Source organism: Tomitella fengzijianii, from assembly GCF_007559025.1.
GTDB classification, from domain to species: Bacteria; Actinomycetota; Actinomycetes; order Mycobacteriales; family Mycobacteriaceae; genus Tomitella; species Tomitella fengzijianii.
Window position 1 is genome coordinate 2,349,922 of sequence record NZ_CP041765.1, and the last position, 15,059, is coordinate 2,364,980.

Here is a 15,059-nt window from a genome sequence, read left to right on the forward strand (position 1 = left end):
GGGCGAGGGTGGGGAAAGCGCCGGGGACGCCGTCGCGACGGCCGGCGCCATCCGCAGCGACGCCGCCGGCGAGGGCTTCACGAGAGACCCCGGTCGCCGCCGGTCACCGCATACCCATGATCCTGCCCCGGTACGGCCTGTTCGGCATCCCGGAGCCCGGTCTCGACCAACGCGTAGGCGTGATCGCCGCGCCCGGAACCGCGGCCCTTCCTGCCGCCGGCGCGGCCCCAGTCGTAGGCCGACTCCGCGTGCTGACTCAGATCGATTCCGGCGATCTCGTCCTCGGGATCCACGCGCAGACCTATGCAGGCACGCACCGCCAGCGCGATGACCGTCGTCGCGACGGCGGCGTAGGCCATCACCGCCGCCGCGCCCGCGGCCTGACGCCACAGCTGGTCGAACCCGCCCCCGTAGAACAGTCCGTCCACCCCGGTGGGCGCGGACGAGGTGGCCACCAGGCCCACCAGGAGCGTCCCTATGAGCCCGCCCACCAGGTGCACGCCCACCACATCGAGCGAATCGTCGTAGCCGAGGCGGTACTTGATGCCCACCGCCAGCGCGCACGCCGCGCCCGAGGCCAGGCCGATCACGAGCGCGCCGACCACATCGACCGACGCGCAGGCCGGAGTGATGCCCACGAGCCCGGCGACCACCCCCGAGGCCGCGCCCAGTGTCGTGTGGTGACCGTCCCGCACGCGCTCGACCACAAGCCAGGCGAGCATGCCCGCGCAGGCGGAGACGATTGTCGTCACCAGGACCGATGCCGCGGCGCCGTCGGCCGCCAGCGCAGATCCGGAGTTGAACCCGATCCACCCGAACCACAGCAGCGCCACGCCGATCATGACCAACGTCAGGTTGTGCGGCCGCGACGGGTGCGTGCGCCAGCCCCGGCGCACGCCGAGCACCGTCGCCAGCACCAGCGCGGCGACGCCCGCGTTGATGTGCACCGCGGTTCCCCCGGCGAAGTCGATGGCGCGCAGATCGGAGATGATCCAGCCGCCCCGCTCCGAGACGAGGCCGTCTGCTGCGAACACCCAGTGCGCCACCGGGAAATACACGAGCGTCGCCCAGATCCCGGCGAAGATCAACCAGGCGGAGAACTTCATCCGGTCCGCGACGGCGCCGGAGATCAGGGCCACCGTGATCGACGCGAACATCAGCTGGAAGATCACGAAGGCCGCGGCCGGAATGCTGCCGACCAGGGGGATGCTCTCCGCGCCCTCCGGAAGGATGCCGCCGAGCGCGACGAAATCGAGCGGGTTCCCGATGACTCCGCCGACGGAATCACCGAACGCGGCCGAGAAGCCGAAGAGCGCCCAGAGCACACCGACCACGCCGAGCGCGCTGAAACTCATCATGATCATGTTCAGCACACTGCGCGCCCGCACCATGCCGCCGTAGAAGAACGCGAGCCCCGGCGTCATCAGCATCACCAGCCCCGCGCTGATCAGCACCCACGCCGTGTTCCCCGCGTCGGGCGCCCCCGCCCCGAGCGCCTGCAGCACGACCCCGTCCGGGGCCACCGTCTCCCAGCCCGTCCCCGTCATCACCGACACGCGGACCACCGTCCCTCCCGGCCGGGACCGCGCCCGGCCGTGTCATGCGGAGGGGCTGCGGCGGTCTGCGCCACCGGCGACCGCAACACGTCCCCGTCCGTCTCCGTCGGGAACCATCCTGCGAAACCCGTGTTACGGGTCCGGAGGCATGATGTTGCGGCTGTGCAAACTTTGCGATCCGCCGTGTTACGCGCATGTGACGCGCGGCCGGATCATCCCAGCAGCGCGTCCACGAAGGCGCCCGGGTCGAACGGCGCGAGGTCGTCGGGGCCCTCCCCGAGCCCGACGAGCTTGACCGGCACGCCCAGCTCGTGCTGCACCTGGAAGACGATGCCGCCCTTCGCGGTGCCGTCGAGCTTGGTCAGCACGACACCGGTGATGTCGACGACCTCCGCGAACACCCGGGCCTGTGCGAGCCCGTTCTGCCCCACGGTGGCGTCGAGCACCAGCAGCACCTCGTCCACCGGCCCCTTCTTCTCCACCACGCGCTTGACCTTGCCGAGCTCGTCCATCAGGCCGGTCTTGGTGTGCAATCGCCCCGCGGTGTCCACCAGCACCGCGTCGACCCCCTTTTCGATGCCGCGCGACACCGCGTCGAAGGCCACCGCTGCCGGGTCGCCGCCCTCTTTGCCGCGGACCACCTCGGCGCCGACCCTGTCCGCCCAGGTCTCGAGCTGGTCGGCGGCGGCGGCGCGGAAGGTGTCCGCCGCGCCCAGGAGGATGCGCCGGCCGTCGGCGACGAGCACCCGCGCGAGCTTGCCGGTGGTCGTGGTCTTACCCGTGCCGTTGACGCCCACGACCAGCAGCACCGCGGGGCTCCCGCTGTGCGGCAGCGCCTGCACGGACCGGGCGTTCGCGGTCTGCAGCTCGTCCACCAGCACCTCGCGCAGCAGCCCGCGCGCCTGCGCCTCGGTCCGCACCGAACGGGTCGCCATCTGGTCACGCAGACGGGCGACGATCTTCTCCGTGGTGGCCGCGCCGAGGTCGGCGATGATGAGCGTGTCCTCGACCTCCTCCCACGCGTCCTCGTCCAGGTCGCCGCCGCCGAGCAGCCCCAGAAGCGACTTGCCGACCGCCGATTGCGAGCGCGACAGGCGCCCGCGCAGGCGCTCCAGCCTGCCGTCGGTGGGCGCGATCTCCACCTCGGGCGCCGCCGGGGCCGGTGCCGCTTCCGGCTCCGGCACGGGGGCTTCTGCGGGCGCCTCGGGCTCCGCCGGGGCCGCGATCGCGCTCTCCGCGGGCGGGGCGGACTCCTCCGCAGGGGTCTCCGCGGGAGCAGGGGCCGCGGGGGCCGCAGGCCGACCCGGGGTCGCGGGTTCTTCAGCCTTGGCCGGCTTCTCGGTGGCAGGCTCTTCAGGCGCAGCCGGCTTCTCCGGAGCGGTCGGCGCAGCAGGTTCGGGCGGAGCGGTCGGCGCAGCAGGCTCCACCGGAGCGACCGGGGCGGGCGGCTCGGCGCGCGGGGCGGGCTCAGGTTCCCGGGGCTGCTCGGGCGCCGCGACACCTCCGCCGCCCCCGGACCCCTCGCTGAAGTCGAACCCGGTCGAGGTCGTGTATCCCCCGGGCTTGGCCTTGCGCTCCTCGATCTCGGCATCCGGCGGCGGGGTGAAGCTGATCTGCCGGCGCCGGTAGAGCACCGCCCCGGCGACGACGGCGATGACGACCAGCGCCGCCACGACTGCGATGACGATCCAGAGTGCTGAGTTCACGCGCCCCATCATCGCAGCCGCCCCGGACAGGCGTCACATCCGCTCCGGCGCACCGCGCGTGTCGACGGCGCGGACGGCCGGCCGGTATGACGTCATCGGCCGCAGCGTGCCGGCCCGGCCACCCCACCTCTTGCATGAGACAGACGGTCACACTAAACTGTGTGACACAGGTAACGCATGATCGATCGCTTCGGGAGGCCGGCATGACACTCCAGGATTCCGACACCGCGGTTGACCGCCGCGCAGGCCACGCCCCCGGGCTGTCCCCCCGGTACCGGCGGATGCTCCGCACGCTGTCCGAGGGATCGGTGGACAAGCACTTCCACCCGTACCTCGACATCGACTGGGACAACCCGGACCTCGCACTCGATCCGCAGGATCCGCGCTGGGTCCTGTCCCCGAAGATCGACCCGCTGGGCGCCACGCGGTGGTATCAGGAGCAACCGCTGGACAAGCAGATCGAGATGGGCCGCTGGCGCCAGGCCAACGCGATCAAGGTCGGCGCGTCGTTCGAGACCATCCTGATCCGCGGCCTCATGCACTACGTGATGACGCTGCCGAACAACTCGCCCGAGTTCCGCTACTGCCTCCACGAGATGACCGAGGAGTGCAATCACATCCAGATGTTCCAGGAGCTCGTCAACCGCATCGGCGTCGACGTGCCCGGCATGCGGCCCGCGTTCCGGCGCACCTCCCCGTTCATCGGCCTGGCCGGCGGGTACGCCTTCGTGGTGTTGTTCATCGGCATCCTCGGCGGCGAGGAACCCATCGACCACTACCAGAAGTCGCTGCTACGCCACGATGTGGAACTCCCGCCGCTGGTCCGGCGGGTCATGCAGATCCACATCGCCGAGGAGGCACGCCACATCTCCTTCGCCGGCGACTTCCTGCGCACGCACATGCCCCGCATGGGCCGCGCGTCGCACGCGACGTGCTCGGTGCTCTTCCCGCTGACGATGCGCTGGCTGGCCGGCGAGATCATGACCCCGCCCAAGTCGTTCGCCCGCCGCTTCGAGATCCCCGACGCGGTCATCCGCGAAGCGTTCTGGGACGGCCCGCGCTCGCGCCAGATCATGTCCGGGTATTTCGACGACATGCGCACTCTCGCCGATGAGCTGGGGCTGATGAACCCGGTCACCCGTCGGCTCTGGCGCAGGCTGGGCATCGACGGCCGCCGCGCCCGCTACCGCGGCGAGCCCGACCGGCGCGAGTTCGCCGCCTGACCGCGCTGCCCGCTCCGGTGGCGGATATCGGAGCGGCTAGTCGGTGACGGGCACGTCGCCCAGGTCCACCCCGCGCATCCGCTGGGAGATGACCTGGGTGATCCCGTCGCCGCGCATGCTCACCCCGTACAGGGCGTCCGCGATCTCCATGGTGGACTTCTGGTGGGTGATCACGATCAGCTGGGAACGCTCGCGCAGCTGCGTGAACAGGCTGATCAGCCGGTTGAGGTTGACCTCGTCGAGGGCGGCCTCCACCTCGTCCATGACATAGAACGGGGACGGCCGCGCGCGGAAGATCGCGACGAGCATCGCCACGGCGGTCAGCGACTTCTCGCCGCCGGACAGCAGCGACAGCCGCTTGACCTTCTTGCCCGGCGGGCGGGCCTCCACCTCCACCCCGGTGGTCAGCATGTCGTTCGGGTCGGTGAGGACCAGGCGCCCCTCGCCGCCCGGGAACAGCGTGGCGAACACGTCGACGAACTCGCGCTCGACGTCCGCGTAGGCCTCGGTGAACACCTGCAGGATCCGCGCATCCACCTCGTCGACCACGTCGAGAAGATCCTGGCGCGCCTTCTTCACGTCCTCGAGCTGCGTGGCGAGGAAGCTGTAGCGCTCCTCCATCGCCGCGAACTCCTCCAGCGCCAGCGGGTTCACCTTGCCGAGCGTCCGCAGGTCCTTCTCAGCCTGCTTGGCCCGGCGGATCTGGGTGGCACGGTCGAACGGCATCGGCGCCGGCGCCACCACCTGTTCGCCGCGTTCGCGCGCCTGTTCGTACTCGGCCATCTCGAGCTCCGACGGGGGCAGCGCGATGTGCGGACCGTACTCTGCCACCAGGTCGTCCGGGGCCATGCCGTTCTGCTCGAGGATCTGCTCCTCGAGCTGCTCGATGCGCAGCGCGATCTTCGCCCGGGCCATCTCGTCGCGGTGCGCCGCGTCGGTGAGCGTGTGCAGCGATTGCGTCAACTCGGTCACGCGCCCCCGCGTCTCGCGCACGCGCTCGGAGCGCTCGACGCGCTGGGCCTCCAGGTCGTCCCGCCCCTGCGCGGCCGACGACACCTCGGCCGCCAGCCGCTCCGCGACCTTCTCCCCCATCTCGGCGACGACGGAGGCGACGGCGGCAGCCTTCCGACGTCGCAGCCGCGCACGCTCGGCCCGTTCCCGCGCCTGACGTTCGGCCGCGGCCGAACGGCGCAACGAATCCGCCCGCCCGCGCAGGGCGGCCGCGCGCTCCTCCGCGGTCCGCAGCCCCAACCGGGCCTCCACCTCTATGGCGCGCGCCTCCGACACCGCGGCGACCGCGTCGTCCCGCGCCTCCGCCAACGCGCCGTCGCCCGCCTCCTGCTCGTCGTCCCCGGGAATGGACTTCTCGGCCAGGCGCAGGCGCTCCTCCAGCCCGGTCAGCGCGGCGACCGTGTCCTCGCGGCCGGCCTCCGCCTCCTGCCGCTGCCTGCTCAGCCGCCCGTGTTCGGCCTCCGCGGCGCGGGCGGACTGCCCCAGCCTGCCGAGCTGTTCATACACGGCCGACATGGACGCATCGGACTCCGTCAGCGCCGCGAGCGTCACCTCGGCGTTCTCCCGCCGCACGTCCTCCTCGGCGACCGCCCCGGCCAGCGCGGCAGCGAGTTCCTCGGCGCGCGCGGCCGCGGCCACGGCCGCCTCGCCCGCCTCGTCCACCGCGGCCTGCACCTCGAGCATGCTCGTGGCCGACTCCGACCCGCCCACCGACCAGCCGTGACCCACCAGGTCGCCGTCGCGCGTGGCGACCCGCACCCCCGGGGACGCCTCGACCGTGCGAAAAGCCGTCTCCAGGTCGTCGACCACCGCGACCCGGGACAGCAGCGACCGCACCGCCGCGCCCAGGTCGCCGTCCACATCGACCAACGATTCCGCCCACAGCGCGCCACCGGCGGGCGCACCGCCGTCGACTCCCGGCGCGGACTCCCCCGCCACCGTGGTGATGAGCGCGGCGCGGCCCGCGTCCCCCTCCTTCAGCGCCGCGATCGCCTCGGCCGCGGAGCCCGCATCACGCATCGCCACCGCCTCCGCCGCGGGACCGAGCGCCGCGGCGATGGCGCGCTCGTAGCCGGCCCGCACGCGCATGCGCTCCGCGAGCCGGCCCACCACCCCGTCCGCGGACGCCTGCGCGGCGCCGGGTTCCGCCGCGGAACCGTCGCCCAGGCCGGCACGCTCGAGCAGCCACGCGGCGCCGTCCTTGCGCGCGAGACTCATCTCCAGCGCCTCGATGCGGGCACGGAGCGACACCACCTTCTGCTCCGCCTCCCGCTCGCCGGCACGCAGCTCGGCCACCCGCGCCTCCGCGGCCTCGAATGCTGCGGCGGCGCGCTCGTGATGCTCGTCCAGGGCGGCCTCGTCTCCCTCCAACTCGTCCGCCTGGGCCTGCGCCTGCTCGAACTCGCGGTGCGCCGACACGGCACGCTCCTGCGCCTGCACCATCGCCTCGGTGAGGCGCGTCACCTCCGCGTCCACGGATTCCGTGCGGCTGCGCAGCGTGTTCACCTCGCCGACCAGGCGCGCGAGCCCCTCCCTGCGGTCCGCCACCGCCCGCACCGCGGCCACATGGGCGCGGTCGGCCTCCGCGGCGACCTGCTCGCGTTCGTCGAGTGCCTCGCGCGCGGCGTCGAGCACCTCGGCCGCCGATTCCACCGACTGCTCCAGCTCGGCCTCCTCCTCGGCCGCGCGCTCCGCCTGGCGGTCCAGCTCGTCGGGGTCGCGCCCCGGTGACTGCTGCTGCTCCGTGGCCAGGGTGGAGGCACGGTCGTGCGCGATGCGCACGGTGGCGTCGACCCGTTCCGCCAGCGCCGAAAGGCGGAACCACGATTGCTGTGCGGCCTTGGCCTCCGGCTCCAGCCGCGCGAGCGCCTCCTCGTCCTCCGCGAGCCGCCCGGCGGCGTCGTCCTGCTCCGCCTGCGCCGACTCGAGCTGCGCGCGCAGCTCGGCCTCCTGCGCCGCGCCCTGCTCCATCTCGGTGCGGCGCGCGACCAGGTCGTCCGCCGCCAAGCGCAGGCGCGCGTCGCGCAGGTCGGCCTGCACGGTCTGCGCGCGCCGCGCCACCTCCGCCTGCCGTCCTAGCGGCTTGAGCTGGCGCCGCAGCTCGGTCGTGAGATCCGTCAGCCGGCTGAGGTTCGCCTGCATCGAGTCGAGCTTGCGCACGGCCTTCTCCTTGCGGCGGCGGTGCTTGAGCACCCCCGCCGCCTCCTCGATGAAGGCCCGGCGCTCCTCCGGGCGCGATTCGAGGATGCCGGTGATGCGGCCCTGGCCGACGATCACGTGCATCTCGCGGCCGATGCCGGTGTCGCTGAGCAGCTCCTGCACGTCCATCAAGCGGCACGACGAGCCGTTGATCTCGTACTCGCCGCCGCCCTCGCGGTACACCCGGCGGGTGATCGACACCTCGGAGTACTCGATGGGCAGGGCGCCGTCCGCGTTGTCGATGGTCAGCGTCACCTCGGCGCGCCCCAGCGGCGACCGCCCGGAGGTGCCGGCGAAGATCACGTCGTCCATCTTGCCGCCGCGCAGCGCCTTGGCGCCCTGCTCACCCATGACCCAGGTCAGCGCGTCGACCACGTTGGACTTGCCCGACCCGTTGGGGCCCACCACGCAGGTGATCCCAGGCTCGAACCGGAGCGTGGTCGAGGACGCGAACGACTTGAAGCCCTTGAGCGTGAGGCTCTTCAGATGCATCCGCCACGGCTCCCAGAGACGACGCATCCGCTCCCGACGATCATGGTCCTGAACCATACCGGCAGGTACCCGCGGCGGCGCTCATCGTTCGACGAACCCGTCGAGTCCGCCGCGCGGCGCGCCCCAGGAGGCGACGACGTTGTCGACGCGCCCGGGCGTGCCGCCCGACTCGAGCAGCTCCAACAGCCGCCCGCACGCGGCCGACGGCCCCTCGGCGACGACGAGGACGCGCCGGTCCACCGTGTTCGTCGCGCTGCCGACCAGCCCGAGTTCGAGCGCCCGCGAGCGTGTCCACCAGCGGAAGCCGACACCCTGGACGTCGCCGTGCACCCACGCGGTGAGCCGTGCCGGGTCGCGAATCGGATCGGACGTCACGAGTCCGCCCGGATCTCCAGTTCCACCTCGGCGCCCCGCTTGACGGTGCGCCCCACCGTGCACACGCGGTCGACCGCGCGCTCGACGACCACCAGCAGCCGCTCCTGGGCATCCGGCGTGAGTTCGCTGAGGTCCAGCTCCAGGACCTCGCTGAGCACCGGATACCACTCGTTGTCGCGGTCCGCGTCCCCGGAGACGCGGACCGTGGCGTCGTAGTCGTCGCCCAGCCGGCGCGAGAGCGGCTTGTCCGAGCTCATCGCCGTGCACCCGGCCAGCGCGATCTTGAGCAGCTCCCCCGGCGTGAACACGCCGGGCACGTCCTCGGAACCGATGAGCACCTCGGCCCCCCGTGAGCTGCGGCCGGTGTAGCGCCTCGTGCCCGTGCGCTCCACTGTGAGTTCGGTGTGCGCGACGGCGTCCTGTTCAGTCATGACCGACATTGTTCCACTCCGATGCCGTCTCACCGGCCGACGCGACGCGCTCGCCCGCGTCGGCGATCCAGCTCTGACGATTGCACCGATAACAAGTCATTGTTATCGTCGATAACATGTCCACGCGATCACTGATCCTGCAGTGCGCCGCAGAACTCCTCGCGAACTCGGCCTCCGGCGACGTCTCGACCCGTGCCGTGTGCCAGGCCGCAGGCGTGGGGCAACCCGTGCTGTACCGGCTGTTCGGCGACAAAGACGGACTGCTCGCCGCAGTCGCGGACCAGGTGTGGAACGAGTACCTGGCGACGAAGCGGGCAGCCGTCTCGAGCGAGGATCCCATCGAGGACCTGCGCACGGGCTGGGACCGGCACACCGCGTTCGCGCTGGCACACCCGCACGCCTACCGGCTGGTGTTCGCCACGTCGATGTCCGCCCGGCCCGCGGCCGCGGATGAGGCGATGGGCCTGTTGCAGGGCATCCTCGACCGCCTCGCCGCGCAGGGAAGGCTGCGGATGACGCCGGCCGACGCGGCGCGCACGGTGATGGCGGCCAACAGCGGGGTCGCGCTGGCGATACTGCTGCGCCCGCAGCAGTATCCGGACACGGCACTGTCGGCGACCATGCGCGAGGCGACTCTCCAGGGGATCCTCACCGACGCCGCCGCCGAGCCGGATGCGCAGCGCATCGCCGCGACGACGCTGCAGGCGGGCCTGCAACGCTCCACACGCTTTTCGCACGCGGAGTCGGCGCTCCTGCACGAATGGCTCGGCCGCGTCCAGCAGCCCTGAGCCGCACGCCCCGCCCATGATCATCACCCACCATCAAGGAGCGACCATGACCGATAAGACCGCTACCCGCGTCGCACTCGTCACCGGAGCGTCCGGTGGTATCGGCTCGTCCGTCGTCCGAAGGCTCGCCGCGGACGGCTACGCCCTGGCCGTGCACTACGCCGGCAACAAGGCCCGGGCGCAGGACCTTGTCGAGGAGATCGCCGCCGGCGGCGGCAGCGCCGTGGAAGTGGGCGGCGACGTCGCCGACGATGCCGCCATGCGCGCACTCTTCGGCCAGGTCGAGCAGGAGTTCGGCCGGATCGACGTCGTGGTCAACACCGCCGGCATCATGCCGCTGGGACCGATCGCCGACTACGACCTGCGGACCTTCGACCACGTGATGCGCACCAACGTGCGCGGCACGTTCGTGGTCTCCCAACTGGCAGCCCGACACGTCCGCCCAGGCGGGGCGATCATCAACTTCTCCACCACGGTCACACGCACCCTGTTCCCCTCGTACGGCCCCTACGTCGCCAGCAAGGCCGCAGTGGAGGGCATGACCATGGTTCTGGCCCGCGAGCTGCGTGGCAGGGACATCACAGTGAACACGGTCGCGCCCGGACCGACCGCCACCGCCCTGTTCCTCGACGGCAAGGACGAGCAGACCGTCGAGCGCCTTGCCCACGCCGCCCCCCTCGAGCGTTTGGGCCGGCCGGAGGACATCGCCGAGACCGTCGCCCACCTCGCGGGCCCCGCACGCTGGATCAACGGGCAGACCATCTTCGTCAATGGCGGACTCGCCTGAGGATGCAACGATCAAGCCTGTCAGCGGCGGCCGGCGCGTCGTCGCGAGGAATGGTCACGACCCGCGGATCGGCGCGTCAGAGGCGCACAACGAGTTTGCCGCGGACGTGGCGGGTCTGGACTCGGGACAGCGCCTCGGCGGCACGATCGAACGGATATATACGTTCGATCTCAAGGTGGAGGTCATTCGTGATCACGTCGGTCATCAGATCTGCAAGTTCGCCGCGAACGTCTCTGTCGTAGGCGATCATGCCGACCTGAATGCCTCGCTCGGGAGTAACGCTGTCTCCGGAAACGGTGACGACACTTCCACCGTCTTTGACGACACGCAGGCAATCTGTGCTCGTGTCAGGGTGTACCGCTATCGCGGCGTCGACACCATCCGGTATCGAGCGGCGAACCTCGTCGGGCCAATTGCTGTCGTGGTAGTCGACCGCCACATTCGCGCCGAGCGAACGCAGGTAGTCATGATTGTGCTCCGAAGCGGACGCCGCAACACGCCATCCTCTCCGGCGCGCGAGCTGGATCGCCAAGGTGCCGATGGCCCCGGCCCCTCCGGCTATGAAGATCGAGGCGCCGGCGGGCAGGTCGCCAAGCGCGGCGAGAGCACGCAGAACGGTATTACCGGCCACCGGTAGCGCTGCTGCTTGCACGAAGTCGAGTTCGGCGGGTATCGGCAAGATGAGTGAACCCGCATCGACCGCGGCGTACTCGGCCCATGTTCCGCCCTTCGGCTGCATCGAGCTGACGAAGGCGACCCGGTCCCCGGGCCGGTACTTCACGATCTCGCTGCCGGCCTCTTCGACGACGCCCGCCCCCTCGATGCCGATCGGGAAGGGATAACCGGCGTCCTGCGGCAGGAAATAGGAATCATGGATCCCCACCCCGACCGCGTGCATCAGCACCAGAAGTTCACCGGCGTCGATCCGGGGCTTGTTCGCCTCTTCCGGCACGATGGTGCTCGCTGCGGGGTCCGGCTTGACGAAGGCTTTCATGGCCATCACGGTATCCGTTCGACATCCGGGAAGGTCAATGCCGCTTTGCCCCCGTGATGTCCGGAGACTCCGATTGTCGGGAAGGCTGGCGTCATGCCGGGGAAGACCGTCGACGTAGCCGAAATCGTCCCCGCCACATCCATCGAGGTCCTCCCCGGACCCGAGGGTCACTCCCGCAGTGCGCGTCCCGTCGAGGTGTCGCCGATGCCGTCGACGAGCCCCGTGTAAAGCACCCGTCCACCGTGGCGGCCGGGGCCGGGGCCGAGGTCGATGAGCCAGTCGGCCACCCGGATCACCTCGAGGTTGTGCTCGATGACGACGACGGTATGGCCGTGGTCGATGAGGTCGTAGAGTACCGATATGAGCCGTGCGGTGTCGCTGAGGTGCAGTCCCGTCGTCGGCTCATCAAGCAGGTAGATGCTCGGCTCGATCGCGTCCCGCAGCTCCTTCGCGATCTTCACCCGCTGCGCCTCACCCCCCGAGAGCGTGTTCAGCGGCTGCCCCAGTGCGAGATAGCCCAGCCCGACCCGGTCGAGGTGCACGAGCCGCGACCGTATCGCCGGCTCAGCGAGCCGATCGATCGCCTCGCTGACCGTCAGGTGCTCGACGTCGGCGATGGACAGCCCGTCGACGGTGTGGGCAAGCGCCTCAGCGGTGAATCTCGCCCCCTGGCACGTCGGGCACGTCGTCTCCTGCACGTCCATGAACGCGAGATCGGTGTAGACGATTCCGAGGCCTTTGCACACCGGGCAGCCGCCGTCCGAGTTCGCGCTGAACAGTCCGACGGCTGCACCGGTGATCCTTGAGAAGTGCCTTCGCAGCGCCTGCGCGATGCCCGTGTACGTGATCGGAGTCGATCGACGATTGGCCGACACCGGCTTCTGACCGATCGTGATCGCCCCGTGCTGAGCCGAGAGTTCGGCTGCCAGACTCGACTTTCCGGATCCTGCGACCCCGGTGAGGACGGTGAGCACACCGCGGGGAATGTCGACGGTGACGCCGTCGAGGTTGTTCGTCCTCGCATTCACGATCGTGGCCCAACCTGTCGGGCTCCTCGGCGTCGGCGTCGTCGGCGCAGGTGCCCTCAGTGCTCGGCCCGTCGGTCCGTCCGAGTCGAGGAGACCGCGGAAGCTTCCCTGGAACACAAGGCGGCCGCCGTCGCGGCCGGGTCCGGGGCCGATCTCGATGATCTCGTCGGCGCAGGCCATGACGGCGGGGTCGTGTTCGACGACGAGGACGGTGTTTCCACGGTCGCGAAGCCGGCAGAGAACCTCGACCATCGCGGCGACGTCGTGGGGGTGGAGTCCCACGGTCGGCTCGTCGAAGACGTAGAGCATCTCGATGAGGCTCGACCCGAGGTGCTTGACGGCCTTGATGCGCTGGGACTCACCGCCGGAGAGAGAGGAGGTTGCGCGGGCGAGGTGGAGGTACCCGAGGCCGATCCCATCCATTGCGTCGAGTCGCTCGAGCAGGGCGGCGGCGACGCTGGCCACCTCCGTCCGGCCCAGACGCGCCACCACGTCGCGCAGTTCGGGGATTTCGATGCGGGCCAGTTCGCCGACCGTGCGGCCGTCGACGGTGGCGCTCCGGGCGGCCGCATTGAGGCGCTCGCCATGGCAGTCCGGACACATCGTGGAGCGGGTGAACTCGGCGACCGTCTTCAGCTTGCGTTCGGAGACCGTCTCGGAGGTCCGCAAGTAGATCCGCTCGAAGCGGTCGGCAACGCCTTCGTAGTCCTTCGGCACTTCGACGGCGAGGGACTCGGCCCAACGCCCGCCGTAAAGCAGGGCGTCGACGTGCTCCCGGGGCCAATCGCCCAACGGCGCGTCGACGGCGAAGACTCCGAGCTCCGCGTACTTCCGGTACCAATACCGGCCCTCCCCGAAGCCGGGCAGGACGATCGCTCCTTCGTCGAGCCTGCGGCCCAGGTCGAGGAACTTCTCGACGTCGGGCGCGACGACCTCCCCGATCCCCGAACAGGTCGGGCACATGCCCGAAGGGTCGTTGAAGGAGAATGCCGAGGACTCGCCGACGTGCGGCTTGCTCAGCCGGGAGAAGATGAGACGTAGATACGTCCAAGTGTCGGTGACCGTGCCGACGGTCGAGCGCGCGTTTCCGCCGAGTCGTCGTTGACCGATGACGATGACGGGTGAGAGCCCCTCGATGCTGCCGGCCTCGGGCCGCGTCCACTTGGGCAGGCGATTGCGGGTGAACGGCGGGTAGGTCTCGTTGAGCTCGGCACCCGCCTCGGCTGCGATGGTGTCGAAGACCAACGACGACTTCCCCGAACCGGAGACGCCTGCGATGACGACGAGGAGACCCCGACGGATGTCCAGGTCAAGGTGGTCGAGGTTGTTCGTCACGGCTTGTCGGATGCGAATGGTCCGGTCACTCATGGATTCGACACTATGGCCAGATCCGGCCGGATCCTGACCGCAATTCGTGGAATCGTCGGGACGTGGCCGATGTGACCCGAAGTATGCTCGATCTGCTCGCCCTGCTGCAGACGAAGCGGCGGTTCACGGGTGCCGAACTCGTCACCCGCCCCGGCGTGAGCGAACGGACCGTCCGCCGCGAACCGGGCGTCACTCCAGAACGGCGGTGGCCTCGACTTCGACGAGCACGTCCGGCTCGAAAAGGCACTCGACGCCGATCAGCGACGCCGGTGGCATCGGGGTCGGCAGTGCGAGCTCGCCGGCCACCCGGTCGACGCCGGCCAGGAACGGCGCCATCATCTCCGGTTCCCACCCTGCGACGTAGAAGGTCAGCCGAACGACGTCGCCGAAGGACGCCCCCGCACCGTTCAACCCGGTCGCGGTGTTCCGCAACGCCTGCGCGACCTGGCCGGCAAGGTCACCGGCCGTGTCGGCCGTCATGCCGACCTGGCCGGCGACGTGGACGTGACGGGTACCGCTGCCGATGGCGACCTGCCGGTAGGGAACGTCTTGGCTCATGCCGTCGGGGCTGAACAGCTGTACGGACATCGGGATCGCCTCCTGTTGAACGGATGTGGTTTCTCATTGATACTTGGTTCATCCAGGACACTTCAACGAGACCAGGTTTCATGACCGATACCTCAGACGATTCCGGCCACGAGCTCACCATCGACGCACCACACCGGGAGCTGCTCGATCAGGTCCTCGACAAGTGGTCGCTCAGCGTTCTGGGCGAGCTCTGCGAGCGCCCCTGCCGCTTCAACCAGCTCCGTCGAGCCATCCCGGCGGTCACGCAGAAATCCCTGACGGCGACGCTGCGCCGGCTGGAGCGCAACGGCATCATCGAGCGCGTAGTGCTCGGCACCCGCCCGGTGGCTGTCGAGTACCGGATCACCCCCCTGGGCAAAACGCTGCGGCCCCCGGTCGATGTCCTGCTGGAGTGGGCCGAGGCCCATGGGCCCGAGATCGAACGCGCCCGTGAGCACTTCGACGCCGAGGTACTCACCCTCGGCGGACAGTCCTACCGGACCAAACCCGCCGAAACCTCATGACCGCACAGAC

At 70.4% G+C, this 15,059-nt stretch carries 12 protein-coding genes; 4 read left to right on the top strand and 8 right to left on the bottom strand.

The window, feature by feature from the left end:
• Positions 1 to 77: 77 nt before the first annotated feature.
• Positions 78 to 1,430 (bottom strand): ammonium transporter, encoded by a 1,353-nt coding sequence (locus FO059_RS10690; RefSeq protein ID WP_233266953.1) that lies wholly within the window; start codon positions 1,428 to 1,430, stop codon positions 78 to 80.
• 338 nt (positions 1,431 to 1,768) lie between these two features.
• The gene (gene ftsY / locus FO059_RS10695) at positions 1,769 to 3,271 is read right to left on the bottom strand and encodes a signal recognition particle-docking protein FtsY (protein WP_199257090.1); all 1,503 of its coding nucleotides are present in this window, start codon (positions 3,269 to 3,271) and stop codon (positions 1,769 to 1,771) included.
• 194 nt (positions 3,272 to 3,465) lie between these two features.
• On the opposite strand from ftsY, the gene FO059_RS10700 reads away from it, so the two are divergent.
• Positions 3,466 to 4,485 carry an AurF N-oxygenase family protein gene (locus FO059_RS10700; RefSeq protein ID WP_143908663.1) on the top strand — a complete coding sequence of 340 codons (1,020 nt, stop codon included), beginning with the start codon at positions 3,466 to 3,468 and terminating at the stop codon, positions 4,483 to 4,485.
• Positions 4,486 to 4,521: 36 nt separating this feature from the next.
• Here the strand turns inward: FO059_RS10700 and smc are convergent, their stop codons facing one another.
• From smc to FO059_RS10715, 3 genes are all read right to left on the bottom strand, one after another.
• Positions 4,522 to 8,187 (bottom strand): chromosome segregation protein SMC, encoded by a 3,666-nt coding sequence (gene smc / locus FO059_RS10705; protein ID WP_143908666.1) that lies wholly within the window; start codon positions 8,185 to 8,187, stop codon positions 4,522 to 4,524.
• An 81-nt stretch (positions 8,188 to 8,268) separates the two neighbouring features.
• Positions 8,269 to 8,562: an acylphosphatase gene (locus FO059_RS10710; protein WP_233266933.1), complete on the bottom strand. Its 294-nt coding sequence runs from the start codon at positions 8,560 to 8,562 to the stop codon at positions 8,269 to 8,271.
• Entirely contained in the window at positions 8,559 to 8,993 is a 435-nt protein-coding gene (locus FO059_RS10715) for an OsmC family protein (protein ID WP_233266932.1), read from the bottom strand. Before FO059_RS10715 ends, FO059_RS10710 begins: the two co-directional genes overlap by 4 nt.
• 116 nt (positions 8,994 to 9,109) lie before the next feature.
• Here FO059_RS10715 and FO059_RS10720 point away from each other — a divergent pair, with 116 nt between their 5' ends.
• Complete coding sequence (locus FO059_RS10720; protein ID WP_143908670.1) at positions 9,110 to 9,781, top strand: TetR/AcrR family transcriptional regulator; 672 nt, start codon at positions 9,110 to 9,112, stop codon at positions 9,779 to 9,781.
• A gap of 46 nt (positions 9,782 to 9,827) precedes the next feature.
• Positions 9,828 to 10,568 carry an SDR family oxidoreductase gene (locus FO059_RS10725; protein ID WP_143908673.1) on the top strand — a complete coding sequence of 247 codons (741 nt, stop codon included), beginning with the start codon at positions 9,828 to 9,830 and terminating at the stop codon, positions 10,566 to 10,568.
• 76 nt (positions 10,569 to 10,644) lie between these two features.
• On the opposite strand, the gene FO059_RS10730 is transcribed toward FO059_RS10725, so the two are convergent.
• The 3 genes from FO059_RS10730 to FO059_RS10740 all read right to left on the bottom strand — a co-directional run bounded on the left by FO059_RS10730 (position 10,645) and on the right by FO059_RS10740 (position 14,546).
• Positions 10,645 to 11,562 (bottom strand): NADP-dependent oxidoreductase, encoded by a 918-nt coding sequence (locus FO059_RS10730; protein WP_233266931.1) that lies wholly within the window; start codon positions 11,560 to 11,562, stop codon positions 10,645 to 10,647.
• A 167-nt stretch (positions 11,563 to 11,729) separates the two neighbouring features.
• Positions 11,730 to 13,958: an ATP-binding cassette domain-containing protein gene (locus FO059_RS10735; protein ID WP_143908677.1), complete on the bottom strand. Its 2,229-nt coding sequence runs from the start codon at positions 13,956 to 13,958 to the stop codon at positions 11,730 to 11,732.
• A 189-nt stretch (positions 13,959 to 14,147) separates the two neighbouring features.
• On the bottom strand, positions 14,148 to 14,546 hold the full coding sequence (locus FO059_RS10740; protein WP_143908679.1) for a RidA family protein: 399 nt from the start codon (positions 14,544 to 14,546) through the stop codon (positions 14,148 to 14,150).
• An 80-nt stretch (positions 14,547 to 14,626) separates the two neighbouring features.
• On the opposite strand from FO059_RS10740, the gene FO059_RS10745 reads away from it, so the two are divergent.
• Positions 14,627 to 15,049 (top strand): winged helix-turn-helix transcriptional regulator, encoded by a 423-nt coding sequence (locus tag FO059_RS10745; protein WP_143908681.1) that lies wholly within the window; start codon positions 14,627 to 14,629, stop codon positions 15,047 to 15,049.
• The last annotated feature ends 10 nt before the right edge of the window (positions 15,050 to 15,059 follow it).

Coding starts and splice junctions, on each gene's coding strand:
- FO059_RS10690 (WP_233266953.1), bottom strand. CDS start 1,430: ATGCTGATGACGCCGGGGCTCGCGTTCTTCTACGGCGGCATGGTGCGG.
- ftsY (WP_199257090.1), bottom strand. CDS start 3,271: ATGGGGCGCGTGAACTCAGCACTCTGGATCGTCATCGCAGTCGTGGCG.
- FO059_RS10700 (WP_143908663.1), top strand. CDS start 3,466: ATGACACTCCAGGATTCCGACACCGCGGTTGACCGCCGCGCAGGCCAC.
- smc (WP_143908666.1), bottom strand. CDS start 8,187: ATGCATCTGAAGAGCCTCACGCTCAAGGGCTTCAAGTCGTTCGCGTCC.
- FO059_RS10715 (WP_233266932.1), bottom strand. CDS start 8,993: ATGACTGAACAGGACGCCGTCGCGCACACCGAACTCACAGTGGAGCGC.
- FO059_RS10720 (WP_143908670.1), top strand. CDS start 9,110: ATGTCCACGCGATCACTGATCCTGCAGTGCGCCGCAGAACTCCTCGCG.
- FO059_RS10725 (WP_143908673.1), top strand. CDS start 9,828: ATGACCGATAAGACCGCTACCCGCGTCGCACTCGTCACCGGAGCGTCC.
- FO059_RS10730 (WP_233266931.1), bottom strand. CDS start 11,562: ATGAAAGCCTTCGTCAAGCCGGACCCCGCAGCGAGCACCATCGTGCCG.
- FO059_RS10735 (WP_143908677.1), bottom strand. CDS start 13,958: ATGAGTGACCGGACCATTCGCATCCGACAAGCCGTGACGAACAACCTC.
- FO059_RS10740 (WP_143908679.1), bottom strand. CDS start 14,546: ATGTCCGTACAGCTGTTCAGCCCCGACGGCATGAGCCAAGACGTTCCC.
- FO059_RS10745 (WP_143908681.1), top strand. CDS start 14,627: ATGACCGATACCTCAGACGATTCCGGCCACGAGCTCACCATCGACGCA.